Source organism: Arenibacter troitsensis, assembly GCF_900177645.1.
Classification (GTDB): Bacteria; Bacteroidota; Bacteroidia; order Flavobacteriales; family Flavobacteriaceae; genus Arenibacter; species Arenibacter troitsensis.
Map to the genome: position 1 here is coordinate 90,218 of NZ_FXAO01000007.1, position 25,891 is coordinate 116,108.

The following is a 25,891-nucleotide window of genomic DNA, read 5'->3' on the forward strand; positions in this document are numbered from 1 at the left end:
ATTATATATATTATGGAAATCCCAACTATTGTAGGAGCTGGTTTGATCGTTATCGGTGCAGGTTTAGGTATTGGTAAAATTGGTGGATCTGCTATGGATGCCATCGCTCGTCAGCCAGAGGCTTCAGGTAAGATTCAAACAGCAATGTTGATTGCTGCGGCTCTTATTGAAGGTATTGGTTTTGCTGCGCTTTTCGCATCTTAATCAAACACAACAAAGCAACAGCTATAACGGTTGGTTATAGCTGTTCTTTTACAATTAAAAATTAAACGTTTACATTTCATATATTAGGACATGGAAAAATTAATAGAGCAGTTTTCATTTGGATTGTTTTTTTGGCAATTGTTATTGTTTATAGCAGTGCTTCTCTTGTTGCGTAAGTTTGCGTGGAAACCAATTCTTGATGCCGTTGAGGATCGTGAATCGGGAATTAAGGATGCCTTGGCTGCTGCGGAGAATGCCAAAAAAGAAATGCAGAATGTTACTGCCGATAGCGAAAGACTTTTGCAAGAGGCAAGGGTAGAGCGTGAGGCTATGATCAAAGAGGCCCGGGAGATGAAAGAGAAAATAGTTGCCGATGCTAAGGATTTGGCACAGGCAGAGGCCGATAAAATGATCAAGCAGGCTCAAGTTGCTATTGAAAGTGAAAAGAAAGCTGCGGTTGCCGATATAAAGAACGAAGTGGCTACCCTATCTTTGGAGATTGCGGAAAAAGTAATTAAAGGACAGTTTTCCGATAAGGCCAAACAAATGAAGTTGGTCGAGGACATGATCGGGGATATCAAGCTAAATTAGGAACTGGAATATGAACGAAGCTAGAGCAGCCGTACGTTACGCAAAAGCAATATTGGATCTGGGGGTAGAGAACAAGGCTATCGATCAGGTGGAGAAGGATTTTCGGAAAATAGTGGCTACTATTTCCGACAGCCCTGAACTTAAGGAGATGTTGGAGAGCCCCGTTTTAAAAGGCGAAGTAAAAAAGAAGGCATTGTCCGAAATTTTCTCCGGGAGCCATGCTGTTACAGAGGGACTTATTTCCACCTTGGTGGATAATAAGCGAATTTCAATTCTGAACGATGTTGCCGAGAAGTTCATTATTCTAAATGAAGCTCGTAAGGGTCAAGGTGTTGCTATGGTAACCACTGCGGTTCCACTGAGCGCCGATCTTGAGAAAAAGATATTGAGCAAGGTAGTTGAACTAACCGGTAATGAATCCACTATAGAGAACAAGGTGGATGAGAGCATTATAGGAGGGTTTATTTTGCGTGTTGGGGATTTGCAGTACGATGCAAGCATCGCCAACAAATTGAGTAATTTGAAAAGAGAGTTTACAAATAGTCTATAAATAATTTTTTTGGACGACGTTGGGTTTCAATGTGGTCCTAATCTTATATCTATAACAAATGGCAGGAGTAAAAGCCGCTGAAGTATCAGCAATATTAAAGAAACAGTTATCGGGGTTTGAAGCATCGGCTTCATTAAACGAGGTAGGTACCGTTCTACAAGTAGGTGATGGTATCGCTAGGGTTTATGGATTGTCTAATGTCCAATACGGAGAATTAGTGGAATTTGAAGGTGGACTTCAAGGGATCGTTCTTAACTTGGAAGAAGATAACGTTGGTGTGGTATTGTTGAGCCCATCCAGAAATGTAAAGGAAGGATCTGTTGTAAAGCGTACCCAGACCATTGCCTCCATTAAGGTAGGGGAAGGTATTGTAGGACGTGTTGTAGATACATTGGGGGCTCCAATAGATGGTAAGGGACCTATAACAGGTGATTTATATGAATTGCCGTTGGAGCGTAAAGCTCCTGGGGTTGTTTTCCGTCAGCCGGTAAACGAGCCATTACAAACGGGTATCAAGGCTATTGATGCCATGATTCCGGTTGGTAGGGGTCAGCGTGAGTTGGTTATTGGTGACCGTCAGACTGGTAAGACTACCGTTTGTGTGGATACCATTTTGAATCAAAAGGAATTCTATGATGCAGGCGAGCCTGTATATTGTATATATGTTGCTATTGGCCAAAAGGCCTCTACGGTTGCAAACATTGCAAAAACCTTGGAAGATGCCGGAGCCTTGGCTTATACTACCATAGTTGCTGCAAATGCTTCCGACCCTGCTTCCATGCAGGTATATGCACCATTTGCCGGAGCCGCAATTGGTGAATATTTTAGGGATACAGGTAGACCAGCTTTGATTATCTATGATGATTTGTCAAAACAAGCAGTTGCCTATCGTGAGATTTCATTATTGTTAAGACGCCCACCGGGACGTGAGGCGTATCCTGGGGATGTATTTTACCTTCACTCCAGATTATTGGAGCGTGCTGCAAAGGTAATTGCCGATGATACCATTGCTAAGAATATGAACGATTTGCCAGAGGTTTTAAAACCAATGGTAAAAGGAGGAGGATCCTTAACTGCCTTGCCAATTATTGAGACCCAGGCGGGTGACGTATCTGCATATATTCCTACCAACGTAATTTCTATTACTGATGGGCAGATCTTCTTAACCCAGGATCTTTTCAACCAAGGGGTTCGTCCAGCGATCAACGTAGGTATTTCAGTATCGCGTGTTGGGGGTAATGCCCAGATAAAATCAATGAAAAAAGTAGCAGGTACCTTAAAATTGGACCAGGCACAATTCCGTGAATTGGAAGCTTTTGCAAAGTTCGGTTCGGATTTGGATGCAGCTACTTTGAATGTTATTGAAAAAGGGCGTAGAAACGTTGAAATTCTTAAACAGGCACAGAACGATCCATTTACTGTAGAAGATCAGGTAGCTATTATTTATGCAGGTTCCAAGAACTTGTTGAGCAAGGTTCCTGTAGAGAAAGTAAAGGAGTTTGAAAGGGACTATATTGAGTTCTTGAATGCCAAGCACAGAGACGTTTTGGATCAGCTTAAGGCAGGCAAGTTAACTGATGAGGTTATAGATGTTTTGAGCTCGGTAGCCAAAGATCTATCCGCCAAATATTAATACAGTAGTTTTTCTGTCCTATTCCTGGTCCAGGAATAGGACAGAAAAAATTGAATAAATAAATGTCTAACACAGTATTCCTCTCCTAGGGGAGCTTAAGTGGAGCCTATGGCCAATTTAAAAGAAATACGTAATAGAATTGCTTCGGTATCTTCAACGATGCAGATAACCAGTGCCATGAAAATGGTATCTGCCGCTAAGTTGAAGAAGGCTCAGGATGCCATTACCGCAATGCGTCCATATTCCGATAAATTGTCGGAGCTTTTGCAAAGCCTTAGTGCTAGTTTGGATGCGGATTCCGGAAGCAAGTTTGCCGATAATCGTGAAGTAAAAAAGGTTTTGATTGTTGCCATAACCTCAAATCGGGGTTTGTGTGGTGCCTTCAATACGAACATCATAAAGCAAAGTACACTTTTGGCAAAGGAAACCTATGCTGGCAAACAGGTAGATTTTGTTGCTATTGGTAAAAAAGCTAATGATATTTTAAAGAAAAAGAATAAGGTTATTGCAAACCATAGTGCGGTATATGATGATTTATCTTTTGATAATGTAGCAGCCATTGCAGAGGAATTGATGGATCTGTTTACCACAGGGGCATACGACAAAATTGAGATAGTTTATAACAAATTCAAGAATGCCGCTACCCAAATAGTGATGACAGAACAGTTTTTGCCAATTGTTCCTATAGAGGAGGAGGCCAATTCGGCGGCTGATTATATTTTTGAACCTTCCAAGGCCGAGATTGTGGAACAATTGATCCCTAAATCATTAAAAACCCAGTTGTACAAAGGGGTGCGTGATTCGTTTGCCAGTGAACATGGTGCACGTATGACTGCAATGCACAAGGCCACGGACAATGCAACTGAGTTGAGAAATCAATTGAAACTTACTTATAACAAAGCAAGACAAGCTGCCATCACCGGTGAGATTTTAGAAATTGTTGGTGGAGCGGAGGCTTTAAACAATTAAAAAACCGGTAGGTTTTTAAATTTGTCTGCTGCGAAGTGGACAACAATTAGGCGCAGCGATAGCGGAGCCAAATTTGAACAAATCGGAGGCTTTAAACAATTAAAAAACCGGTAGGTTTTTAAATTTGTCTGCTGCGAAGTGGACAACAATTAGGCGCAGCGATAGCGGAGCCAAATTTGAACTAAGCGGAAGCTTTGAACAACTAAATATTATTATTGGTCTTATCATTATTGATAGGTTTCAAAATATTTAACCCCACATTATTGTGGGGTTTTTATGTTTATGGAGTTATTTGTCGCATAAGCTAATTTACTAACTTTGCCCGCATCGATTAAATGCCTAATTTTAAAGCTAATTCATAGATTTCTTTGAATCCACTTAAAAAACTATTTAAACAGACGTTTATCTATGGCTTAGCTACGGTCTTGCCCCGGATGCTATCGTTTCTTTTAACGCCTTTATATGTCACTGTCCTACCCACGGATGGATATGGGGAGGTTTCCATTATTTTTGCCTGGTTTGCTATTTTTAATGTGTTACTGGCATATGGCATGGAAACGGCCTTTTTTCGCTATTACAACGATACATCCCTTAATAAGAAAACAGTTGTTACCACTTCCTTGATTTCCATTGGAGTTTCTTCCTTTATTTTCATGCTCCTAGCTTTTATATTCAAAGGGGCTATTTCATCAATAAGTGATATAGACCCACAGTTTATTACATATGCCATATTGATTCTTGTTTTGGATGCTTTGGTAATCATTCCATTTTCCTGGCTTAGGGCCAATGAAAAACCGATGCGCTATGCACTGGTCAAGATTGCCAATGTGGTAATCAACTTAGGGTTGAATTGTTTTTTCTTATTGATTCTTCCAATTCTGGCGGAAAGCAATCCTAATGCCTTTTTAAGCGGCCTATACAAGCCTAACTTTGAAATCTCCTACATATTCATCTCAATGTTGATTGCAAGTGGCATAACCCTTCTTTTAATGTTGCGACTCTATTTAAGAAGGCCTTACGTATTCGATAGGTTTATATGGACCAACATGATGAAATACGCTGCTCCTGTTCTAGTAGCTGGTATTGCATTTACCATCAATGAGGTGTTTGATCGGATTATGTTGGATTGGCTCTTACCAAATGACATTGCCGAGAGTGAGATTGGTAAATATTCTGCCTGCTACAAGCTTACCTTGTTCATGACGCTATTTGCCACGGCATTTAGGATGGGTATAGAGCCCTTTTTCTTTAGTCATTCCAAAAGTGATAACCCGCAAAGGGCCTATGCACAGATTACAAATTATTTTGTAATTCTAGGAAGCGTTATTTTACTATCCGTTGTGGTCTATGCAGATGTCCTTAAGCTTTTTATTGTTCCCAATTCAGATTATTGGGAGGCCATGGCTGTAGTGCCGATTATTATTTTGGCCAGCTTTTGTTTGGGAATCTATCACAATCTTTCGGTATGGTATAAGGTAACAGACCGTACAAAATTTGGGGCCTATATCTCCCTTATCGGTGCAGTGCTGACCATAATTATCAATTTTGCATTTATTCCCTATTTTGGATATGTAGCCTCTGCAGTAGCTACTTTGGTAGCCTATGCCTCTATGGTAATACTTTCTTTCTTTTTTGGCAGAATGTATTATCCAATACCATACAACCACAGAAAGATAATTTTTTACCTAGTGGTTTCCATCTCATTTTCCATGCTATCTTTTTACGTTTTCAATCGTAATTTGATTATTGGCAGTATATTATTCATTATATTTTTGGGCATGGTATATAGGCTTGAAAGTGATAAATTAAAACAAATATTTCTAAGAAAATGACTATAAAAATCATCAATAAATCGGTCCATCCCTTACCTAACTACGAAACCTTGGCTTCTGCCGGAATGGATCTTAGGGCCAATCTTACAGAATCGGTTGTATTGCAACCCATGGAAAGAACTATTGTAAAGACTGGTTTATTCCTGGAGCTTCCAATAGGTTATGAGGCACAGGTTAGGCCACGTAGCGGGCTGGCGGCGAAAAAGGGAATTACTGTTTTAAATGCTCCTGGCACGGTTGATGCTGATTACAGAGGGGAAGTAGGGGTAATATTGATAAATCTTTCCACAGAGGCTTTCACCATAGAAAATGGGGAGCGTATAGCCCAATTGGTCATTGCCAAACATGAAAGGGCGGAGTGGGACTTGGTAGAGCAGCTTTCCGAAACCTCGAGGGGTGAAGGTGGTTTTGGTAGTACAGGGCTAAAATAATTCCTAGGGACAAACCGGGTGGGCTCTGGCATTATCACTAATTTTACGATGGTTTTTTGCTTGTCAATTTGTTTTTGGGAAAGGATACTGTTGGAATAAAACTAATTTTGGTGCAATTCAATGTTGATTTTAGTCTGTTTTTCCTTAAGGTGAGATTTTTGATATGAGAAAAAGGGGATACATATTTATTTTTTCATTGGGGCTGGTTTTGATCCCTAGGCCCGGTTGTGCCCAAGAAAATGAAATTAAGGAAGAAGAGAGTGCCGAGGTCTTTTTAGAGGAATACACCGATGAGTTTCAGGAAAAATTCTTTGAAGCCTTAAAGCAAAAGGGGATTGAAAACTACGATAGGGCTATAAATCTTTTCTTGGAATGCAAACGACTGGACCCTAACAATACTACATTGGACCATGAACTGGCCAAGGCCTATTTGGCTTCAAAACAAGTGGTATTGGCACAGCAATATGGTATTTCGGCCTTGAATGCCAGACCTGATAATTTTTGGGTATTGAAAACCTTGGTAGATATAATGCAAGGACAAGGCTTGGGCCTGGACGTAGTGAGGGATAAGATACCTTACACTAATGTACAACTCCAAGAAAATCTGGTTTTGATTTATTTTGGGCAGGAAAATTATGATAGCGCCTTAAAAATACTGAAAGGTATGAAGACCTCAACCTTTTCCAAGGAGCTAAGCTCAAGAATTAATAGCTCCATCAAGACAAGGGAAAATACTGAAATTAAGGAGGATACTATTATAGTAGAAGTGAAAAAGGAAAGCCCAATGGATAATTTTATATTCAGTATTTCTGATTATTTGGCAAAGGGCGACTATAAAAATGCCTCTTCCGTTAGTGAGGAGGCCTTAGAGAATTTCCCGGCGCAACCTTATTTTTATTACGCATACGGACTTAGTTTAAATAAGGTGAAGAAATATAAGGAAGCTATAATGGCCTTGGAGTCCGGGTTGGATTATATACTGGATGATATTGATCTTGCCAATAAGATATACAAAGAATTAGTGGATGCTAACAATGCTTTAGGAAATTCTTCCAAAGCAAATATGTATCTTAGTAAATTAAAATCCGGGTCGTAAATCTATGGTATACAGTTTTAAAAGACTTCAAAAATGGGCTCTACTTGGCATTTTTGTGGTATTGGTGTTTTCATGTAAGTCTACAAGCGTAATTAAAAGCGGTACTGTGGATGAAAATATGGCCGCAAAGGCGGTCATAAGAAATCACTATTACTCCCATTTCAATTTTAAAACCCTAAGTGGAAAAATGAGGATAGATTATTCTGACGGGGAGAGTACACAAAGCGTAAGTGTAAGTTTTAGGATGGAAAAGGACAAGGCCATTTGGCTAAGCGCGCCCTTGGGAATCGTAAAGGCCTACATTACTCCGGACAGGGTATCGTTTTATAATAAGTTGGATAATGAGTATTTTGACGGTAATTTCTCCTATTTGAGTCAATTATTGGGAACCGACCTTAATTTTCAAAAAGTACAAAACCTTCTTTTGGGAGAGCCCCTTTTCGATTTACGGGATGAAAAGTATACGGTGGAAATTGCCAACGACAACTATCAGTTAAAACCAAAAAAGGCCGGAGATCTATTTAAAACATTGTTTCAAATCGAGCCCTTGAATTATAAAATGGCTGCCCAACAATTGTCGCAAACATGGGAGAAACGATTGCTGGAAATCAATTATAAAAACTATCAAAAGGTCAATAAATGGATTTTGCCAGGAGAGATAGAAATATTGGCGGTAGACGGGGACAATACCAATAATATTACGGTAGAGTTTAGGAATATGGAATTTAATAGAGCTTTGAATTTTCCATATAATATACCAAATGGTTTCAAAGAAATAGTATTAAATTAATATGAGAAGTAATCACTCGTATATAGTTTATTTTCTTTTTATTATGGCCTTTCATTGGGGCTATTTTTCCATGGCACAAACCAATGAACAAAAGGCATTGGAATCCAAAAGGGAGCAACTTCAAAAGGAAATATCGGAAATTAACCGATTATTGTTCGCAGAAAAAAAGGAAAAGGGAAATGTCTTGGAGCAGATGGAGGCCATGGATCAAAAAATCAATGTTCGACAACAATTGATCAGGGTTACCAATCAACAGTCCAATTTACTTAATAGGCAGATAAATACGAATGTTAGGAACATTGGAAAACTGCGTAACGATCTTGCTTTTTTGAAGGAAGAATACGGGAATATGATCCAAAAGTCCTATCAGAATAAATCCAGACAGAGCAGGTTAATGTTTCTTTTGTCCTCTGAGAATTTCCTACAGGCTTTTAAGCGTTTCCAGTACATGAAGCAGTATACCCAATACAGAAAAGAGCAGGGGGAGCAAATTGTGGCCAAAACGGAAGAGCTAACCCAATTGAACAAAGACCTTTCCGAACAGCGTAAGGAGAAGGACAAGCTGGTGGCGGAAAATACACAGATCAAAAATCAGCTGTATAAGGAAATCCAATCCCAAAAGGAATTACTCAAGAGCATAAGGAAGAACGAAAGCAAATATGCTGCTGCCATTGAAAATAAGAAGAAAGAGGCCAAGAGGATAGATGAACAAATAGAAAGATTGATACGTAGCGCTATTGCCGCCTCCAACAGGGAGGCAAGTAAATCTTCCAGTACCACTGCAACAAGTAGCAGTAAGTTTGTATTAACTCCTGAAGCGACTATAGTGGCCAATAATTTTTCCGCCAACAAGGGTAAATTGATCTGGCCCGTGGAAAAAGGAATTAAAAGACAGGGGTTTGGGGTTTATAATGATGCCGTTTATCCAGGTATAAAACACGAAAGTAATGGGGTAATTATTGCCACGGATGAAGGATCCAAGGCAAGGGCAATCTTTGAAGGCGAAGTTATTGCCATACTCTCTGTTCCAGGAGGGAATAAGGGAGTACAGATTAAACATGGAAACTATATAAGTACTTATTACAATCTTTCCAGAGTTTATGTAAAGAAGGGGGATAAGGTAAACACCAAGTCGGATTTGGGGGATATTTACACCAGTAAATCCAGCGGTACTACCCAATTGAAGTTTTATCTTTATAAGGATACTACCCGCCTTAATCCCGAAGAATGGATTTATCAACTATAAAATATTTTAAAATTGAAGAATTTAACGGATTTAAAAGGAACTTTTAGACTTCACAATGGCGTTGATATGCCCTATTTTGGTTTAGGGGTCTATTTATCTGAAGATGGAAAGGAAGTGACCAATGCTGTAAAATGGGCTTTGCAGGACGGATATCGACATATAGACACGGCTTCGATATACAATAATGAAGAGGGTGTGGGCTTGGGTATCAGGGAAAGTGGTGTTGACCGTAAGGACATATTTGTGGTGAGTAAGGTGTGGAATAGCGATCAAGGCTATGAAAGTACTATAAGAGCCTATGAGTCCAGTTTAGAGCGATTGAATTTGGACTATCTTGATCTATACCTGGTGCATTGGCCTGTAAAGGGGAAATATAAGGAAACTTGGAGGGCCATGGAATATTTGTACAAGCATAAAGGGGTGAGGGCTATTGGAGTAAGTAATTTTTTGCAACACCATTTGGAAGATTTAATAGCTGCCTCTGAAATTGTTCCAATGGTGAACCAAATGGAATTTCATCCCTATTTGGTGCAACAGGATTTGATCGATTTTTGCCACAAAAATACCATTCAGTATGAAGCTTGGTCCCCATTGATGCAAGGACATATTTTTGAATTGGAGATTATGAAGGACCTGGCCGCAAAATACAAAAAGTCCATTGCCCAAATTGTATTGCGTTGGGATTTGCAAAAGGGGGTGATCACCATTCCAAAATCTGCCAAAAAGGATCGAATTAGAGCCAATGCGGATATTTTTGACTTTGAGCTTGCTCCTGAGGATGTCAAAAAATTAGAGAATTTGGACCGCGGAAAAAGATTTGGTCCCGACCCAGATAATTTCGATTTTTAATCCAAAAACAAAGCCTTAAGCTCTGTAGCATCTTTGGGTTTCATCTTGCCGGCAAGTACCAAACTAAGTTGTTTTCTTCGTAAAGCAGCTTCAAATCGCTGTATCTCCAAGTCGGTCTCTGGCCTTAATTCCGGAACAGTGGTAGGTTTTCCGCTATCGTCCACGGCCACAAAAGTGTAGATAGCTTCATTTACCTTGGATTTCTCGCCGTTAAAGCGGTCTTCCATCCAAACGTCTATGAATACTTCCATAGAGGTCTTGAAGGCTCTGGAAACGGCCGCCTCTACGGTAACAACACTTCCTACAGGAACAGCTTGGTTAAAGGCTACATGGTTTACGGACGCAGTAACGGTTATTCGCCTACTGTGGCGCCTGGCGGCAATACTGGCGGCACGGTCCATTCGGGCCAACAATTCACCGCCAAACAAATTGTTTAAAGGATTGGTTTCACTAGGAAGGACCATGTCGGTCATTAAGGTGCGCGATTCACTGGGCGTCTTTGGCTCCATAAAATTCTTTTGGGCAAAGATACATTGGTAATATTAAGCTAAAAAGTAGAGAGGTAATTATTTTACGGAACGCAACCAAGCCTCGGGCGATTCGGACTGTTTAATTTTCCTTAAATAATTTAGTGCTTCCTTGGCATCGTCAAAGCTGCCGTAGGCTACCATATGCAAGCCATATTGGTTGACACCTAGATAAGAGGCATCATATCCTTTTTCTTTAAGTTGAAGGACTTTCTTTTCGGCATTTTCCTGAATTCTAAAAGCGCCGGCAATAACTTGGTGAACACCACTTTTTTTGTTGGTGATGACATTTAAGGATACGGCCGGTAATTCTAAGGGAGCAGTATTGAAAAAGGTAGCTTCCTGGATATTTTTGGAAACTTGCTGATTTGCTTCCTGCCTTACCAATTCTTGGTCGTATACTTTTTCGTTATAAAGTCGATAGCCGGTAAAACCAGTTGCAATGGCCAATAATATTACGGCTGCATATTTTAAATAAGGCCTAAGGGTAGATTCTTTTCTCGCCTCAGGGGTTATCATAAATGGAATTTTTTCTTCCAGTTCAACTACTTCCTCCTTTAAAACTTCCCTAGAGATCGGGGTAGATACAAAGGTAGATAACCCAAACGAGGAGGTAAGGTAATTTACCTGATAAGAAGGCTGAAACTGGGTTTTTCCTTCCTTGTTCAGCCACAATTCACCTATGTTGGGCAGATTCAATCTGTGTCCTTCCTTTAGGAGTTTTTTCCACTTTAGCGATACTGTCGCTATTTGCTTCTGCATGTCCTCGTAGGACATTTTTTCGGCATCGGCCATATAGGATACCAACAATCCGTCATTGGAAGTCAGTTGTTCGTTAAAAGATATTACTTTCGAAGGAGGATAGAATGAATTTGTAGCGTCATTGATAACGGCATATTTCATCTGTGTCAAAAAAGCGCCGAATTCAGGCACCATTACACAATTGTATCTATAAAGCAGCTCCGCTATGTAATGTTCGGTTCCCATAGGGACAAAGATTAGAAAAAATACACAAGTTCAAAACTCTTCACATAACTTTTTATTAACATTATATTTTGTGTATTTTGTGAACAACTAAGCGGGTTCCATAAATGACTAGAGATGAAATAATTGCTATTCTTCGGTTGCAGAACGTGCCGAATATTGGTGACATAACGGCAAAAAAATTAATATCCAGTTGCGGGAGTCCATCAGCAATTTTTGATGAAAAAATAGCTCGTTTGTTAAAATTGGACGGCATTGGTACAGGGATCCTGAAAGGGCTTATGGACAGGGAGCATTTGGAGGCAGCAGAATTGGAATATGAATTTATAAGGAGTCGGGAAATACAGCTACATTATTTTATGGAGGACAACTATCCGGCATATTTGAAACACTGTATAGATAGTCCTATTTTACTTTTCAGCCAAGGGAAGATAGATTTGAACCGCCAGAGGATCATAAGTATTGTTGGGACCCGAAATATTACCAGTTATGGTACAGCATTTTGCGAGCAGTTCATTGAGGAATTGGCACCCTTGGATCCAATTATTGTAAGTGGCTTTGCCTATGGGGTGGATATTTGTGTACATAGGGCAGCGGTAAAACACGGGTTACAGACCATAGGATGCCTGGCCCATGGTTTGAATCAAATTTATCCAAAAATGCATGAAAAATATGTGCCCGATGTAAACAGGAACGGTGGTTTTTTTACGGAATTTTGGAGCACTAGTCAGCCTGATAGGGAGAATTTTTTAAAGCGAAATCGGATTATTGCGGGTATGGGCGAAGCTACCATTGTAGTGGAATCTGCTGAAAAGGGAGGTAGTCTGGTTACCGCAGATATTGCCAACAGTTATAATCGAGATGTTTTTGCCGTACCTGGAAGAACCCAGGATAAGTACAGTAGCGGATGCAATAACCTCATAAAGCAGCAGAAAGCACAACTACTTACCTCGGCCGCCGATTTGATTTATATGTTAGGTTGGGAATTGGAAGAAAAGGAGCCCGCTACCATACAAAAGCAACTTTTTGTGGAGTTGGACGATACCGAGAAGGAAATCTATGATTATTTATTACAGGGCGGCAAACAAATGTTGGACCACATTGCACTGGACTGTAAGTTGCCTATTTTTAAGGTTTCCTCTACCTTATTGAATATGGAAATGAAGGGAGTGGTGAGGCCGCTCCCAGGTAAATTGTTCGAGGCTATTTAAAAATGTACACCTTCACTTTTTCTTGAATTCAATTGGTGTGTTTATGCCAATTTTCGACCTTAAATGGGGGTTTGTTTTTTAAAATTTACCGACCAACTGGTTTGTAAAATGGATTTTATGAATGAATAACGAAGTACTTTGGGTATTTCATCTCCCATAAACTACTCCTCAGCCCAATTATTATTTTGGGAAAATATCACTGAACGGCACGAACCGACCAATGGGTATATTTCCTGATAATTAATAACCAACTTTAGCCCTCACCCTTTCCAGGACACCATCGGCCACTATTTTGGCTTTTTTGGCGCCAAAGGCCAAGGCTTCATCAAGCTCATTTAGATTGTTCATGTAATAGTCGAACTTTTCCCTAGCCTCACCAAAGCGATCCAGGATAACTTCATATAGCGCTTGTTTGGCATGACCGTAGCCATAATTGCCGTTTAAGTAATTGGCACGCATTTCTGCAACTTGATTTTCCGAAGCCAGAATTTTGTACAGGGCAAATACGTTATCGGTATCAGGATCCTTGGGGTCCTCCATGGGCGTACTGTCCGTCTGTATGCCCATGATCTGTTTGCGCAATTGTTTATCGGTCTGGAAAAGGCTTATCAAATTTCCCTTGCTTTTGCTCATTTTAGACCCATCGGTACCCGGAATATACATGGTTTCTTCCTGTACCTTACCTTCCGGTATAACAAATGTTTCTCCTAATTGGGCATGAAACCTAGAGGCCACATCCCTTGTCATTTCCAAATGCTGCATTTGATCCTTGCCAACCGGGACTATCTCAGCATCGTATAGAAGTATGTCCGCAGCCATAAGCATTGGATAGAAAAACAAACCTGCGTTTACATCTTCGAGTCGGTCTGCTTTATCCTTAAAAGAGTGTGCAAGGGTCAATCTTTGGTAAGGAAAAAAACAGCTAAGGTACCATGCCAGTTCCGCGGTTTGGGGTATATCACTCTGCCGATAAAAGGCGGTTTTATTAATGTCGAGTCCAAAGGCCAACCAGGTGGCCGCTACGGCATAAGTGTTGTTTCTCAATTGCTCACCATTCTTTATTTGGGTCAGTGAGTGCATATCCGCAATAAATAGAAAGGAATCGTTTGCTGGATTGTTCGCCATTTCTATCGCTGGGATGATCGCTCCCAAAATATTCCCTAAATGAGGGGTTCCCGTGCTTTGTATACCGGTTAAGATTCTTGCCATTATTTTATTTTCAAAGAAGGACAAAGGTAAAAGAAATTCTAAAGAAGCACTAAAATTATTACTTTTGACCGCATGCTATCATTCCTTAAAAAAATAGGCCATACGCTCTACCGGATCTGGTTCTATATTTTAGTGGTTTTGCCCATTTTAATAATGCTTCCTTTTCTGGTAATTTTCACCCTTTCAGAGAGAACGTACCCACAATTCTTTTGGATGGCCCGTAATATCTGGGCCAACTTTATTCTTTATGGGATGGGGTGTTTTCCGGTAATTAAATGGGAGGAAAGGCTCAAAAAGGGTGAAAGTTATATGTTGGTTTCCAATCACACCAGTATGTTGGATATTATGTTGATGCTAAAAGTTAGTAAAAATCCTTTTGTTTTTATAGGGAAGAAGGAATTGGTGAATATTCCCTTATTCGGGTTCTTCTATAAAAGGGTATGTATTTTGGTGGATAGGGAGAGTGCCAAAAGTAGGACGGCAGTATACAGAAGGGCACAAAAAAGATTACAACAGGGCTTGAGTATTTGTATTTTCCCAGAGGGTGGGGTGCCCGATGAAGATATTGTTTTGGACGACTTTAAGGACGGGGCATTTAAAATGGCAATTGCTCATAACATTCCTGTAGTGCCCATGACATTTTATGACAACAAAAGGCGGTTTTCATTTACTTTTTATAGTGGTGGTCCTGGAAGGTTACGTGTTAGGGTCCATAAATTTTTTGCAACGCATAATCTTAAAGAGGCAGACAAGATAATGCTTCGTGAATCCGTAAGGGAAGTAATTTTGAATGAGATCCAGAATTCCCGTTAGGCTTGTAAATTCCATTGGCGCTATGCCGGTTTAATCAACATGCCTTAGGATTAGAATTTTAAAGTAAACCCGCTGTAAACTCCCAAGGAATATGGGTTAAAACTGCCAGAGGTATTCGAAAAGGTATTTAGTTGATATTTAAATACCGGCTCTACATTAAATTTAAGCTTAGGGGTAAACTTATAATCCAACCCAAGACCAAGGTTGGTACTAAAATTAATGGAATTGATATTATTGGCTTCCCCAAACTCTGTTGTCTGTCCACTGGATTCCAATACTACCGAATTATCCGTTAGAAAAAGGGAACTTACTCCTCCTATAATATTAACACCGAATTTACGATCCAAAAGGGCATAATTTAGTTCCAAGGGTATCTCCAAATATCCCATTTGTTGTCCCATTGTGCCTAAACGGGTAGGGTTTTTACCAGTGACGTCCATAGCAAATACGGTTCCGGGCTTAGGGATTACATTTTCGCTGTTTGGATTATTCAAAATAATGGATTGGGAGTCATTGGAATACTTAATATTGCTTATTTGATTCCCGGTTGAAGCGTTAAATGAGGATGTAAAAGAGACATCGTTGGTGTCATAGCCATAATCTACCTTATGGATACCGGAACGTACACTCAGTTTTTTAGAAATTTCATAGGCCACCGTAATACCGTAACTCAGCGTTACACTTCCTGTTTTGCTGTTGGAAGCAAGAATGGAGTTGATCGGGGACCCCTCACCCAATCCATTAAAGTAAACCGGAGCAATGCTTGGGCCAGCGGACCACTTTCCTTTGTGGGCTTCCTCAACTTCAGCAACCTCATTTTCCTCTATGGCCTCTAATATGGACTTTTTATTTGATGGAAGGTCCTCAGAGCCAACTTCAGGAGTTTTTTCAATAGGCTTGTTGGCGTTATTGTTTTCTTGATGTGCAATGGCTTCCTCAGTAGGAATAGGCAACTCCTTGGAGGGTGATGTGTCCTCTATGGGTTGTACTAAACGGGTCGGTTCTTGGCCTGTATTATCATCAAGATTCTTTGTTCCCGATCCATTTGCCAACAATTCCTTGGATGCTGTGTGGGTTGGAATAGGGTGCTTTTGTACTTTTCCTGAGTTATCGCGTTTTGGGTTACTTTCGGCAACTATGCTTCCATTGTTGGCAAGGGGATCTGTAATTTTGTCCCCAGCCGTTTGGGAGCTTGTTTCAATTTTATTTTCCTCCGTAGTTTTTCCTTCATTATTGGTGATGCCGGTAGCTTCGGTGGAAGATTCCAGAAAGTTATTGGAGTCTTGGACACTTCGGGTTTTATTTTCTACATCCGTTATAACAGGTGTTGCCAAATCGGAAGTGGAAAACGGATTGATCGCAATAAATAGGATGGCCAGTATTGCTGCCACACCGCCAACCTTCCACCATAGGGGAACAAGTTTGCGGGATCGTTTCTCATTATCCAAGGAAGCGGCTATGGAATTCCAAACTTTTTCGTCAGGAATTTCTTGGAAGTTTGCCAACTTCTCTTGAAATAATTTGTCTAAATTATTTTCACTCATGTTTTTAATTGTTCAGCAGGGATTATAATCGGGAGGGTTTACCCTTCCATAATAATTCCCGCTTTATTTGCCTCAATTTTTTCTTTTAATATCATTCTTGCCCTGGCAAGATTGGATTTGGAAGTCCCTAGGGACGTTCCCAACATTTCACTAATCTCTTTGTGGCTATAGCCGTCCAACACATAAAGGTTGAAGGTTAAGCGGTATTTATTGGGAAGCTCTTGCACATAATTGAGCAAGGTGGCCAAATCCAGGTTTAAATAGCCCGAATCTTCTGGCAATTCATCCTCAATGTTATCGGTGACCAGTGTTAAGGTTTCCTCTTTCCTATATTTTTGAAGTACTGTATTTACGGTAATACGTTTGATCCAGCCTTCAAAAGAACCTTGGTGTTTAAACTGATCAATTTTGCTGTAGATAGTCATAAAACTATCATGCAGATTGTCTTCGGCCTCCGTTTTATTGCGCGAGTATTTGAGACAAATTCCGAACAAAATCCGGGAATAGTCCCGGTATAGCTGTTCTTGTGCTTGTCTGTTCCCCTTTTTGCAATTATTTATGAGCTCAACCAGGTTACTCAAAATATGGATTGGGTTATTTACTAATTCTTTAAATTGGACGTGCCCATGTTACTTTCGGGCGCTGAGATGGCCGAACTATCTTCGTTTACCGGCACGGTAATTTCTAAATATGTTGGCTCTCCATTCGCATCCTCACCGGTCCAATATCTAAATAAATACGGTTCATCGTACAATACTTCAAAGTTAAATGTTGCCACTAGGTCTTCACCGCTACCGGTGCATTCCTCTTCATCTTCAATAACAGTGCCAATGGTAACCACTTTTCTGGTTGTCAACGCTTCTTTTACTACGTCAAAACCTTCGAAAAAGGTACAATTATTCGGCCTAAAGTAAGTAACTTTTATTTTATAGATTTCACCATAATCAAATGCCTCGGGCATTTCTACAGATTTGACCTGTAAGGCTTCAAAATGATAGTTAACATCATCATCTATATCACATGATGTGAATAGGGTAAAAGAGGCAACAAGCAGCAAAATGAATACTCGTTTCATGTTCTTAAAATTTAATTTGTTTTATAATGGTTTTGGAAACCTTTATTCCCTAGAAATATGTACACATATTTTTTATTTTTTTGGGGCAAGCCGGTTTCATAACAATTGCTTTTGTTATTAAGATGTAAAGAGGAAATAAAGGTTGCGTGTAGAAATGAAAAATCCCGATGAAATCGGGATTTTTATATTTATGATTTTACTGTTTTGATGGCTTCTTTAATTTTGCCTTCCAGTTCTTCGAGTAGTTCGGGATTGTCCAGCAGTAAGCTTTTTACGGCATCCCTACCTTGGCCCAGCTTGGTATCGCCGTAGCTAAACCAGGATCCACTTTTCTTAATAATTTCAAATTCAACCCCTAGGTCGATTATTTCCCCAACTTTGGAAATGCCTTCCCCGTACATAATATCAAATTCCGCTGTCTTAAACGGAGGTGCAACTTTGTTCTTTACCACTTTAACACGGGTCTTGTTACCTTGTACGTCACCATCGGTATCTTTGATTTGGGTAGATCTTCTTATATCCAAACGTACGGAAGCATAAAATTTAAGGGCGTTACCACCAGTAGTCGTTTCCGGATTACCGAACATTACCCCAATTTTTTCCCGTAATTGGTTAATGAAGATTACTGTACAATTGGTTTTACTGATAGAACCGGTTAGTTTTCGCAATGCCTGCGACATTAATCGGGCATGTAGTCCCATTTTGGAGTCGCCCATTTCACCTTCAATTTCACTTTTTGGGGTCAATGCGGCAACAGAGTCGATAACAACAATGTCGATGGCACCAGAGCGAATTAAATTATCGGCAATCTCCAAAGCCTGTTCTCCATGATCGGGTTGGGAAATGATAAGGTTATCAATATCCACGCCAAGTTTTTGGGCATAAAATCGGTCGAAGGCATGTTCCGCATCAATAAAAGCGGCGATACCTCCTTTTTTTTGTGCTTCTGCCATGGCGTGCAGTGTAAGAGTGGTTTTACCAGAGGATTCAGGACCGTATATTTCAATTACCCTGCCTCGTGGATATCCTCCAACGCCTAGTGCTACATCCAATCCCAAAGAACCCGAAGATATCACTTCTACGTCTTGTACTACACTATCGCCCATCTTCATTACGGCCCCCTTGCCGTAAGTTTTATCCAATTTATCCAGGGTTAGTTTAAGTGCTTTTAATTTTGCGTCTTTTTCGGAACTCATTTTCATATCTTATTAGGGAGGCTAAAATACCAATTCTTTTCGCATAAAACCACCTATGGTAAGGATTTTATATGAAGAAATTAATACATTATTTAATTTCAATTGAATTTTTTTCTTTTTCCCTAACTTGTGTAATTCCCTAATTTACAAGGGTTAATGGCGTGTTAATCTGCAAATTATGTTGCGCAGCTAGCATTTTGAGCAATTATTTTCGACTTTGCACGCAACCTTTTTGCATTTGTGTCATCTAAAAAATAACTAACTCAAATTAGGTTGCTTATTGTTCTGGTAAAACAATAAGGGTTGTGGGTCAATATTTTGTTTTAATTCTATGAAAAAGAAAAAATGATATTGACCTTAAAAAGGGTCTTGATATTTTCAAGATCCTTTTTTGCTTTAGATACTTAGCTGGTTTTATTTCTGAGCCAATAGTTTTTCGTATTGGTTTAATTGGGTTTACATGTTGGGCTGGACCTGGCTGGAATTCAAAAAACGGGCATTATTCTTTTAATCCCGATCTATAAGTCCTATTTTTGCCCCCATAAATTTTTCTTTAACTTAAAATATTAGTATAGCATGCAACTGTACAATACCTTAAGTGCAAAGGAGAGAGAGGCCCTTATAGAGGAGGCGGGATTGGAGCGCCTTACCATTTCTTTCTATCAATATGCACGTATTGGCAATCCGTCAATTTTTCGAAACCATTTATTTATTCATTGGAACGAACTGGATGTTTTGGGCCGTATTTATGTAGCCCATGAAGGCATCAATGCCCAATTATCCGTTCCTGCCGTAAATTTCAATGCCTTTAAGACTCACCTGGATAGTATCACCTTTCTGGAAAATGTTAGGTTGAATATCGCTATAGAACAGGATAACAAATCATTTTTAAAATTAAAGGTCAAGGTTCGTGAAAAGATAGTTGCCGACGGATTAAATGATGACTCTTTTGATGTTACCAATAAAGGTATACATGTAGATGCCGTTAAGTTTAATGAACTTATAGAGGATTCCGATACTATTTTGGTAGACATGCGCAATCACTATGAAAGTGAGATTGGGCATTTTAAAAATGCAATTACCCCTGATGTGGATACGTTTAGGGATTCTTTGGATATCATTGAAAAGGATCTGGCAGACCATAAGGAGGATAAAAAATTGGTCATGTACTGTACCGGTGGTATTAGGTGCGAAAAGGCCAGTGCCTATTATAAACATAAAGGTTTTAAGAATGTATATCAGCTGGAGGGCGGAATTATAGAATATACACGTCAGGTTAAAAATCTGAATTTGGAAAATAAATTTTTAGGCAAGAATTTTGTTTTTGATCATCGTAGGGGGGAGCGAATTACGGATGATGTCATTGCCAATTGCCATCAATGTGGCAACCCGTGTGACAACCATGTTAATTGCGCCAATGAGGCATGCCATTTGCTTTTTATTCAGTGCGATGCCTGTGCAGAGGCCATGAACAATTGTTGCTCGCTAGAATGCAAGGAGATTCATGAACTGCCTTATGAAGAACAGAAAAAATTGAGGAAAGGAAAGGTGGTGAGCAATAAGATTTTTAAAAAAGGTCGTTCCGAGGTCTTGAAGTACAAGAAGTAAACCCCAACATATATTCGTAGCCCGGACCTTTTAGTCCATAGCTCTTGATTCCATATCCCAGAAATGGTTTTCCTAGCAATTAATTAGGCTTGGGATACCATTCCTCAACCCTGGGCTATTTGTCATTTTTAAGGTAAAGATTAAGTTAAAATCTGCTGCCTAAGGCTGTTTTTCCTTGTTTTAAGGGTGCTTTACGCGGACAACGAAACTCTTTCTTTTCATCGCATTAAAAAAACACTATCTTTACGTTTAATAATTTTATGAACCTTTTTTAGTAAAAGTGTTACATTTTTACTAAACCAAGATACGAAATATGGGTTGTAGCAGTTGTTCAACCGGTAAGGACGGACAGCCTAAAGGATGCAAGAACAATGGTACTTGTGGCACTGATGGCTGTAATAAATTGACGGTATTTGATTGGCTTTCCAATATGTCACTGCCAAATGGTGAAAAACCATTTGATTGTGTGGAAGTCCGTTTTAAAAATAGTAGAAAAGAATTCTTTAGAAATTCCGAAAATCTTTCACTTTCCATTGGCGACATAGTGGCTACACAGGCCACTTCCGGTCATGACGTAGGAATGGTTACCCTTACAGGAGAATTGGTGAGGGTACAAATGAAAAAGAAGAAGGAAGATTATAATAATCCGGAACTTCCAAAAATTTACCGAAAGGCTTCCCAAAAGGATATCGATATTTGGCAAAAATGTAGGGACAGGGAAGAGGAAATTAAGAAAAGAGCCAGGGAAATTGCCATTGTACTTAAGTTGCAGATGAAAATTTCCGATGTGGAATTTCAGGGAGATGGTTCCAAGGCTACTTTTTATTACACCGCTGAGGAACGGGTAGATTTCCGTCAGTTGATCAAGGATATGGCCAAGGCTTTTGGTATCCGAATAGAAATGAGGCAAATTGGCTACCGCCAGGAAGCCCAACGTTTGGGAGGAATAGGTTCTTGCGGAAGGGAATTGTGCTGCTCTACATGGTTAACGGACTTTAGGTCTGTAAGTACTTCGGCGGCCCGCTACCAGCAGCTTTCGCTTAATCCTCAAAAGTTGGCAGGACAATGTGGTAAACTTAAATGTTGCCTAAATTACGAATTGGACGTTTATTTGGATGCCCTAAAGGACTTTCCCGGACAGGACACCAAGCTATTTACAGAAAAGGGGATGGCTTTTTGCCAAAAGGTAGACATTTTTAAAGCTTCACTTTGGTTTTCCTATAAGGACGAACCCGCCAATTGGCATGTCTTGTCCAAAGACCAAGTTTTGGAGGTGTTGGAAAAAAACAAAAAGAGGGAAAAAGTAGCCAGTTTGGAGGAATATGCAGTGGATAATGTTCAAGAAGTTGAAAAAGTTTTTGAAAATGTGGTAGGGCAGGATAGTTTAACACGATTCGACACTCCTAAGAAAAGAAGGTCCAACAGGAATAACAAGAAGAAAAAGCGAAGCAATTATAAAAAAAGGCCTACCAAAAATGCTTAAGAGTTTAGGTGTATTTTTATTAGTAATTTTTATGGTTTCCTGCGATAAGCAAACCGTAAAGTCCGATTATAGTCCAACACAGAACGGACGATGGAACAAGGATAGCGTTGTAAAATTTTCCTTTCAGGAATTGGATACCCTTCAAAAGTATAATATGTTCATCAATCTGAGAAATGATGGTACATATCCATACAGCAATCTTTTTTTAATTGCGGAGTTAAAATTTCCCAACGGTGATGCAGTGCGGGATACCTTGGAATATGAAATGGCTAAACCGGACGGACAATGGTTGGGGACTGGTTACGGTAGTTTAAAGGAAAACAAATTATGGTATAAGGAAAACGTCGTTTTCCCATCTTCTGGCGTATATACCTTAGAAATCTCCCATGCCATGCGCAAAAATGGCCAAGTAGAGGGAATTGTGGAATTGGAAGGTATTACCGATGTGGGTTACCTAATCGAAAAAAGTAATTAGTAGGCTTATGGCAACAGCTACCAAAAAGAAGAAAAAAAGCAACAACAATTTTTTCAAGTTCATTAAATGGTTTTGGGTACTGTTCTTTTTAGGCGCCCTATCCGTGGTTTTGATCTTCCTTTTGGCTTCATGGGGAGCCTTTGGGGCCATGCCGGAATATGAGCGTCTGGAGAATCCACAGACCAATTTGGCCAGTGAAATTATTTCCTCGGATGGTGAGACTTTGGGCAAATTTTATTTGGATGACAATAGGACCGATGTGGCCTATGAAGAGTTGCCGAAAACTTTGGTTCAGGCATTGATAGCTACCGAAGACGCAAGGTATTATGAACATTCCGGAATAGATGCCAGGGGAACTCTAAGGGCTTTTGCCTACTTGGGCAAAAAAGGAGGGGCCAGTACCATCTCCCAACAATTGGCGAGACAATTATTTGTAGGGGTACGTTCCAAGAATATTTTTGAAACCATTACACAGAAAATAAAGGAATGGGTGCTTGCCATAAGATTGGAGCGTAGCTATACCAAAGAAGAAATCGTTAAAATGTATCTTAACATTTACGATTTTAATTATAATGCCGATGGCATTAGGTCTGCTTCGCGTATTTATTTTGGTAAAGAACCAAAAAATCTGAAAATTGAAGAATCGGCTGTTTTGGTGGGAATGTTAAAAAACTCTTCCTATTATAACCCTATACGACGTGAAGAATTGGTCTTAAATCGTAGAAATACGGTTTTGTCCCAGATGGCAAAATATGATTATATCACGGAAAAGGAAAAAGATTCCTTACAGGCCTTAAAAATGGATATTAATTTTAGTCCCGAATCGCATAGAGAGGGCTTGGCTACTTATTTTAGGATGTATCTACAGGGCTTTATGCGCAGGTGGATTGAAAAAAATCCCAAGCCGGCTTTAAAAGGCGAGAGTGATAAATGGAATATTTATTTGGATGGGCTTAGGATATACACTACCATAGATTCCCGTATGCAAAAAAATGCAGAGGATGCAGTGGCGGAGCATATGAAACGCTTACAGGCCGAGTTCTTTCATCAAAATACCCCAGACCGAAACAAAACAGCCCCTTTTATTGAAGAAGTACCAGGTGAAATAGCAGGTATTATGGAGAGAGCCATAAAATCCTCGCACAGGTGGCATAACCTAAAGGACCAAGGAAAAAGTGAAAAGGAAATAAGGGCTTCCTTTAATGAGCCGGTGGAAATGACCGTTTTTGATTGGAACAGCGAAACCAAGGAGAAGGATACGGTAATGACCCCTATGGATTCCATTAAATATTATAAATCCTTTCTGAAGACGGCCATGATGTCCATGGAGCCGCAAACTGGACATGTAAAGGCCTGGGTAGGCGGTATAGATTATAAGCACTTTCAATATGACAACGTTATCCAAGGAGCCAGGCAAGTAGGGTCTACCTTTAAGCCTTTTGTATATGCAGCCGCTATAGATCAGCTGCGGCTTTCGCCCTGCGATGTGCTACCGGACAATCAATATTGTATTGAGGCCAATAAACATGGAAATCCAGATCCTTGGTGCCCAAAGAATTCCGATGGTAAATATTCCGGGGAAATGCTTACCCTTAAAAATGCATTGGCAAATTCCGTGAATACCGTTACTGCTCAATTAATAGATAGGGTAGGTCCCAAAGCAGTGGTATCCATAGCCAAAAATTTGGGAATTACTGGAGAAATACCGGAGGTTCCTTCCATAGCCTTGGGAACAGCAGACCTTAATGTGTATGAGATGGTGGGGGCCTATGGCACCTTTGCCAATCAGGGAGTATACGTTAAACCGGTCATGGTAACCAGGATCGAGGACAAAAATGGTACGGTACTCTACGAGTATGTACCCGAAACTAAAGATGTATTGAGCAAGGATGTGTCCTACGCTATGGTCGATCTTATGTCCGGGGTAACCCAAGGGGGTTCGGGAACTAGATTAAGGACTACTGGAGCAGATAAATATAGAGCGGAATTTAAGGAGGTTATTACTGGTTATCCGTATGAATTTAAAAACCCGATTGCCGGTAAAACCGGTACTACCCAGAACCAGAGCGATGGTTGGTTTATGGGGATGGTGCCCAACTTGGTAACCGGTGTGTGGGTAGGTGGCGATGACAAAGCGGTTCATTTTAGGACCATTACTTACGGACAGGGGGCTACCATGGCTTTGCCAATTTGGGGCTTGTATATGAAAAAGAACTATGCCAACAAGGAACTGGGTATTTCCGATGGGGAATTTGAAAAGCCGGAGGAAATGTCCATTAACGTGGATTGCTCCAAGGCAGCTATGGAGGAAGATAATAAAATAGATATAGAAGACGATTTGGATTTTTAGTACAATAATAAATCAATGCCAAAATGCCCTTGCTTTTATGTAAAAGTTAAGGGCATTTTTCGTTAAAAACCCGTATTTTAGAGAGAGCAAGGAAATAAGTTAAATTAAGTGGGATTTATATGATACGAAAAACAGTTGCCAACGTGGAGGAGGCCTTAGAGGGCGCAAAGGATGGTATGACTTTTATGCTCGGGGGATTTGGATTATGTGGTATCCCTGAAAATGCAATTGCACATTTGGTGAAGATAGGGGTTAAGGATTTGACCTGTATTTCCAATAACGCCGGAGTGGACGATTTTGGTCTTGGTCTATTATTGCACAAAAGACAGATAAAGAAAATGATCTCTTCCTATGTGGGGGAAAATGATGAGTTTGAAAGGCAAATGTTGAGTGGGGAATTGGAGGTGGAACTTACCCCTCAAGGAACTCTGGCAGAGAAATGTAGGGCGGCACAGGCCGGTTTTCCTGCCTTTTATACCCCTGCAGGTTATGGAACCGAAGTGGCTGAAGGAAAAGAGACCAGGGAGTTTAATGGGAAGATGTATGTACTGGAAGAAGCCTTTAAGGCCGATTTTTCTTTTGTGAAGGCCTGGAAAGGGGATGAGGCAGGGAATCTAATATTTAAAGGTACTGCCCGCAATTTTAATCCGGCCATGTGTGGAGCGGCCGGGATTACGGTTGCCGAGGTGGAAGAATTGGTACCTGCAGGGGATTTGGATCCCAACCAGATCCATGTCCCGGGAATTTTTGTGCAGCGTATCTTCCAAGGTAAAAATTACGAGAAAAGAATTGAGCAGTTGACGGTACATAAATCTAATTAATCAATTGCTTAATTTGAAAATATAACAATTGGGTTTTATAATTTAAGTGCGTTGTTGTTTAATAGCAAATTGGTCACTTTAACTTCATATACAATATGATTTATAAGGAAAATGCTGTTGTTCAAAAATCAGTTGATTTTGCTATTAGAATTGTTGAGTATTGTGAAGTGTTGGAGGAGAAAAGAAAATATGTCATTGCTACTCAGTTGTTAAAAGCGGGAACGAGTATTGGTGCTAATATTCATGAAGCTCAGAATGCCGAAGTAGGGCCGACTTCATTCACAAAATGAAAATTGCGGTTAAGGAGCTCGAGGAAACCAAGTATTGGTTGGTTTTATGCGAACGTTCAAAATCGAACCTTTTGAAACTGATTTAAAAGAAAGCATTGATGAGTTAGGGTTAAT

General features: G+C 40.0%; 25 protein-coding genes and 1 pseudogene. 19 read left to right on the plus strand and 7 right to left on the minus strand.

Annotated elements, in window-relative coordinates; genetic code table 11:
• The first annotated feature begins 12 nt into the window (after positions 1-12).
• The 11 genes from atpE to B9Y87_RS15885 all read left to right on the plus strand — a co-directional run bounded on the left by atpE (position 13) and on the right by B9Y87_RS15885 (position 10,191).
• On the plus strand, positions 13-204 hold the full coding sequence (atpE, locus tag B9Y87_RS15835) for an ATP synthase F0 subunit C (protein ID WP_031446173.1): 192 nt from the start codon (positions 13-15) through the stop codon (positions 202-204).
• Between the two features lie 90 nt (positions 205-294).
• Complete coding sequence (locus B9Y87_RS15840) at positions 295-795, plus strand: F0F1 ATP synthase subunit B (protein WP_085499957.1); 501 nt, start codon at positions 295-297, stop codon at positions 793-795.
• 10 nt (positions 796-805) lie between these two features.
• Positions 806-1,345 carry an ATP synthase F1 subunit delta gene (gene atpH, locus B9Y87_RS15845; RefSeq protein WP_085499958.1) on the plus strand — a complete coding sequence of 180 codons (540 nt, stop codon included), beginning with the start codon at positions 806-808 and terminating at the stop codon, positions 1,343-1,345.
• Positions 1,346-1,403: 58 nt separating this feature from the next.
• The gene (gene atpA / locus B9Y87_RS15850; protein WP_085499959.1) at positions 1,404-2,978 is read left to right on the plus strand and encodes a F0F1 ATP synthase subunit alpha; all 1,575 of its coding nucleotides are present in this window, start codon (positions 1,404-1,406) and stop codon (positions 2,976-2,978) included.
• Positions 2,979-3,086: 108 nt separating this feature from the next.
• Positions 3,087-3,947, plus strand: a complete 861-nt coding sequence (gene atpG / locus B9Y87_RS15855) for an ATP synthase F1 subunit gamma (protein ID WP_085499960.1) — start codon at positions 3,087-3,089, stop codon at positions 3,945-3,947.
• A gap of 368 nt (positions 3,948-4,315) precedes the next feature.
• Positions 4,316-5,779 carry a lipopolysaccharide biosynthesis protein gene (locus B9Y87_RS15860; protein ID WP_085499961.1) on the plus strand — a complete coding sequence of 488 codons (1,464 nt, stop codon included), beginning with the start codon at positions 4,316-4,318 and terminating at the stop codon, positions 5,777-5,779.
• Positions 5,776-6,210: a dUTP diphosphatase gene (gene dut / locus B9Y87_RS15865; RefSeq protein WP_085499962.1), complete on the plus strand. Its 435-nt coding sequence runs from the start codon at positions 5,776-5,778 to the stop codon at positions 6,208-6,210. Before B9Y87_RS15860 ends, dut begins: the two co-directional genes overlap by 4 nt.
• A 163-nt stretch (positions 6,211-6,373) precedes the next feature.
• The gene (locus B9Y87_RS15870; RefSeq protein WP_085499963.1) at positions 6,374-7,306 is read left to right on the plus strand and encodes a tetratricopeptide repeat protein; all 933 of its coding nucleotides are present in this window, start codon (positions 6,374-6,376) and stop codon (positions 7,304-7,306) included.
• Between the two features lie 4 nt (positions 7,307-7,310).
• Positions 7,311-8,096 (plus strand): lipoprotein insertase outer membrane protein LolB1, encoded by a 786-nt coding sequence (locus B9Y87_RS15875; RefSeq protein WP_085499964.1) that lies wholly within the window; start codon positions 7,311-7,313, stop codon positions 8,094-8,096.
• A gap of 1 nt (position 8,097) precedes the next feature.
• A complete protein-coding gene (locus B9Y87_RS15880) occupies positions 8,098-9,342 on the plus strand; it encodes a murein hydrolase activator EnvC family protein (RefSeq protein ID WP_085499965.1) in 1,245 nt (414 codons plus the stop codon).
• Between the two features lie 12 nt (positions 9,343-9,354).
• On the plus strand, positions 9,355-10,191 hold the full coding sequence (locus B9Y87_RS15885; RefSeq protein WP_317045137.1) for an aldo/keto reductase: 837 nt from the start codon (positions 9,355-9,357) through the stop codon (positions 10,189-10,191).
• On the opposite strand, the gene B9Y87_RS15890 is transcribed toward B9Y87_RS15885, so the two are convergent.
• Positions 10,188-10,700 (minus strand): acyl-CoA thioesterase, encoded by a 513-nt coding sequence (locus B9Y87_RS15890; RefSeq protein ID WP_085499966.1) that lies wholly within the window; start codon positions 10,698-10,700, stop codon positions 10,188-10,190. The genes B9Y87_RS15885 and B9Y87_RS15890 overlap by 4 nt on opposite strands.
• Before the next feature lie 57 nt (positions 10,701-10,757).
• The gene (locus B9Y87_RS15895; protein ID WP_085499967.1) at positions 10,758-11,705 is read right to left on the minus strand and encodes an HU domain-containing protein; all 948 of its coding nucleotides are present in this window, start codon (positions 11,703-11,705) and stop codon (positions 10,758-10,760) included.
• Between the two features lie 104 nt (positions 11,706-11,809).
• On the opposite strand from B9Y87_RS15895, the gene dprA reads away from it, so the two are divergent.
• Positions 11,810-12,913 carry a DNA-processing protein DprA gene (gene dprA / locus B9Y87_RS15900; RefSeq protein ID WP_085499968.1) on the plus strand — a complete coding sequence of 368 codons (1,104 nt, stop codon included), beginning with the start codon at positions 11,810-11,812 and terminating at the stop codon, positions 12,911-12,913.
• A gap of 240 nt (positions 12,914-13,153) precedes the next feature.
• Here dprA and trpS read toward each other — a convergent pair whose 3' ends face one another.
• Positions 13,154-14,122, minus strand: coding sequence for a tryptophan--tRNA ligase (gene trpS, locus B9Y87_RS15905; RefSeq protein WP_085499969.1), 969 nt, complete (start codon positions 14,120-14,122; stop codon positions 13,154-13,156).
• A 72-nt stretch (positions 14,123-14,194) separates the two neighbouring features.
• On the opposite strand from trpS, the gene B9Y87_RS15910 reads away from it, so the two are divergent.
• On the plus strand, positions 14,195-14,935 hold the full coding sequence (locus B9Y87_RS15910; protein ID WP_085499970.1) for a lysophospholipid acyltransferase family protein: 741 nt from the start codon (positions 14,195-14,197) through the stop codon (positions 14,933-14,935).
• Positions 14,936-14,985: 50 nt separating this feature from the next.
• On the opposite strand, the gene B9Y87_RS15915 is transcribed toward B9Y87_RS15910, so the two are convergent.
• From B9Y87_RS15915 to recA, 4 genes are all read right to left on the minus strand, one after another.
• Positions 14,986-16,479, minus strand: a complete 1,494-nt coding sequence (locus B9Y87_RS15915; RefSeq protein ID WP_085499971.1) for an outer membrane beta-barrel protein — start codon at positions 16,477-16,479, stop codon at positions 14,986-14,988.
• 38 nt (positions 16,480-16,517) lie between these two features.
• Positions 16,518-17,060, minus strand: a complete 543-nt coding sequence (locus tag B9Y87_RS15920; protein WP_085499972.1) for an RNA polymerase sigma factor — start codon at positions 17,058-17,060, stop codon at positions 16,518-16,520.
• Between the two features lie 20 nt (positions 17,061-17,080).
• On the minus strand, positions 17,081-17,554 hold the full coding sequence (locus B9Y87_RS15925) for a hypothetical protein (RefSeq protein ID WP_085499973.1): 474 nt from the start codon (positions 17,552-17,554) through the stop codon (positions 17,081-17,083).
• A gap of 188 nt (positions 17,555-17,742) precedes the next feature.
• Positions 17,743-18,750 carry a recombinase RecA gene (recA, locus tag B9Y87_RS15930; protein WP_085500165.1) on the minus strand — a complete coding sequence of 336 codons (1,008 nt, stop codon included), beginning with the start codon at positions 18,748-18,750 and terminating at the stop codon, positions 17,743-17,745.
• Between the two features lie 576 nt (positions 18,751-19,326).
• Between recA and trhO the strand changes: the two genes are divergently transcribed.
• The 6 genes and pseudogenes from trhO to B9Y87_RS15960 all read left to right on the plus strand — a co-directional run bounded on the left by trhO (position 19,327) and on the right by B9Y87_RS15960 (position 25,863).
• Positions 19,327-20,358, plus strand: a complete 1,032-nt coding sequence (gene trhO / locus B9Y87_RS15935) for an oxygen-dependent tRNA uridine(34) hydroxylase TrhO (protein ID WP_085499974.1) — start codon at positions 19,327-19,329, stop codon at positions 20,356-20,358.
• 313 nt (positions 20,359-20,671) lie between these two features.
• Entirely contained in the window at positions 20,672-21,841 is a 1,170-nt protein-coding gene (locus tag B9Y87_RS15940; RefSeq protein ID WP_072860059.1) for a PSP1 domain-containing protein, read from the plus strand.
• Positions 21,834-22,316: a gliding motility lipoprotein GldH gene (locus B9Y87_RS15945; RefSeq protein WP_085499975.1), complete on the plus strand. Its 483-nt coding sequence runs from the start codon at positions 21,834-21,836 to the stop codon at positions 22,314-22,316. The genes B9Y87_RS15940 and B9Y87_RS15945 overlap by 8 nt, the downstream gene beginning before the upstream one ends.
• Before the next feature lie 7 nt (positions 22,317-22,323).
• Complete coding sequence (locus B9Y87_RS15950; protein WP_085499976.1) at positions 22,324-24,666, plus strand: penicillin-binding protein 1A; 2,343 nt, start codon at positions 22,324-22,326, stop codon at positions 24,664-24,666.
• Positions 24,667-24,785: 119 nt separating this feature from the next.
• Complete coding sequence (locus B9Y87_RS15955; protein ID WP_085499977.1) at positions 24,786-25,487, plus strand: CoA transferase subunit A; 702 nt, start codon at positions 24,786-24,788, stop codon at positions 25,485-25,487.
• 95 nt (positions 25,488-25,582) lie between these two features.
• Positions 25,583-25,863: pseudogene (locus B9Y87_RS15960) on the plus strand (four helix bundle protein).
• Positions 25,864-25,891 lie beyond the last annotated feature (28 nt).

Coding starts and splice junctions, on each gene's coding strand:
- atpE (WP_031446173.1), top strand. CDS start 13: ATGGAAATCCCAACTATTGTAGGAGCTGGTTTGATCGTTATCGGTGCA.
- B9Y87_RS15840 (WP_085499957.1), top strand. CDS start 295: ATGGAAAAATTAATAGAGCAGTTTTCATTTGGATTGTTTTTTTGGCAA.
- atpH (WP_085499958.1), top strand. CDS start 806: ATGAACGAAGCTAGAGCAGCCGTACGTTACGCAAAAGCAATATTGGAT.
- atpA (WP_085499959.1), top strand. CDS start 1,404: ATGGCAGGAGTAAAAGCCGCTGAAGTATCAGCAATATTAAAGAAACAG.
- atpG (WP_085499960.1), top strand. CDS start 3,087: ATGGCCAATTTAAAAGAAATACGTAATAGAATTGCTTCGGTATCTTCA.
- dut (WP_085499962.1), top strand. CDS start 5,776: ATGACTATAAAAATCATCAATAAATCGGTCCATCCCTTACCTAACTAC.
- B9Y87_RS15870 (WP_085499963.1), top strand. CDS start 6,374: ATGAGAAAAAGGGGATACATATTTATTTTTTCATTGGGGCTGGTTTTG.
- B9Y87_RS15875 (WP_085499964.1), top strand. CDS start 7,311: ATGGTATACAGTTTTAAAAGACTTCAAAAATGGGCTCTACTTGGCATT.
- B9Y87_RS15880 (WP_085499965.1), top strand. CDS start 8,098: ATGAGAAGTAATCACTCGTATATAGTTTATTTTCTTTTTATTATGGCC.
- B9Y87_RS15890 (WP_085499966.1), bottom strand. CDS start 10,700: ATGGAGCCAAAGACGCCCAGTGAATCGCGCACCTTAATGACCGACATG.
- B9Y87_RS15895 (WP_085499967.1), bottom strand. CDS start 11,705: ATGGGAACCGAACATTACATAGCGGAGCTGCTTTATAGATACAATTGT.
- dprA (WP_085499968.1), top strand. CDS start 11,810: ATGACTAGAGATGAAATAATTGCTATTCTTCGGTTGCAGAACGTGCCG.
- trpS (WP_085499969.1), bottom strand. CDS start 14,122: ATGGCAAGAATCTTAACCGGTATACAAAGCACGGGAACCCCTCATTTA.
- B9Y87_RS15910 (WP_085499970.1), top strand. CDS start 14,195: ATGCTATCATTCCTTAAAAAAATAGGCCATACGCTCTACCGGATCTGG.
- B9Y87_RS15915 (WP_085499971.1), bottom strand. CDS start 16,479: ATGAGTGAAAATAATTTAGACAAATTATTTCAAGAGAAGTTGGCAAAC.
- B9Y87_RS15925 (WP_085499973.1), bottom strand. CDS start 17,554: ATGAAACGAGTATTCATTTTGCTGCTTGTTGCCTCTTTTACCCTATTC.
- recA (WP_085500165.1), bottom strand. CDS start 18,750: ATGAGTTCCGAAAAAGACGCAAAATTAAAAGCACTTAAACTAACCCTG.
- trhO (WP_085499974.1), top strand. CDS start 19,327: ATGCAACTGTACAATACCTTAAGTGCAAAGGAGAGAGAGGCCCTTATA.
- B9Y87_RS15940 (WP_072860059.1), top strand. CDS start 20,672: ATGGGTTGTAGCAGTTGTTCAACCGGTAAGGACGGACAGCCTAAAGGA.
- B9Y87_RS15945 (WP_085499975.1), top strand. CDS start 21,834: ATGCTTAAGAGTTTAGGTGTATTTTTATTAGTAATTTTTATGGTTTCC.
- B9Y87_RS15950 (WP_085499976.1), top strand. CDS start 22,324: ATGGCAACAGCTACCAAAAAGAAGAAAAAAAGCAACAACAATTTTTTC.
- B9Y87_RS15955 (WP_085499977.1), top strand. CDS start 24,786: ATGATACGAAAAACAGTTGCCAACGTGGAGGAGGCCTTAGAGGGCGCA.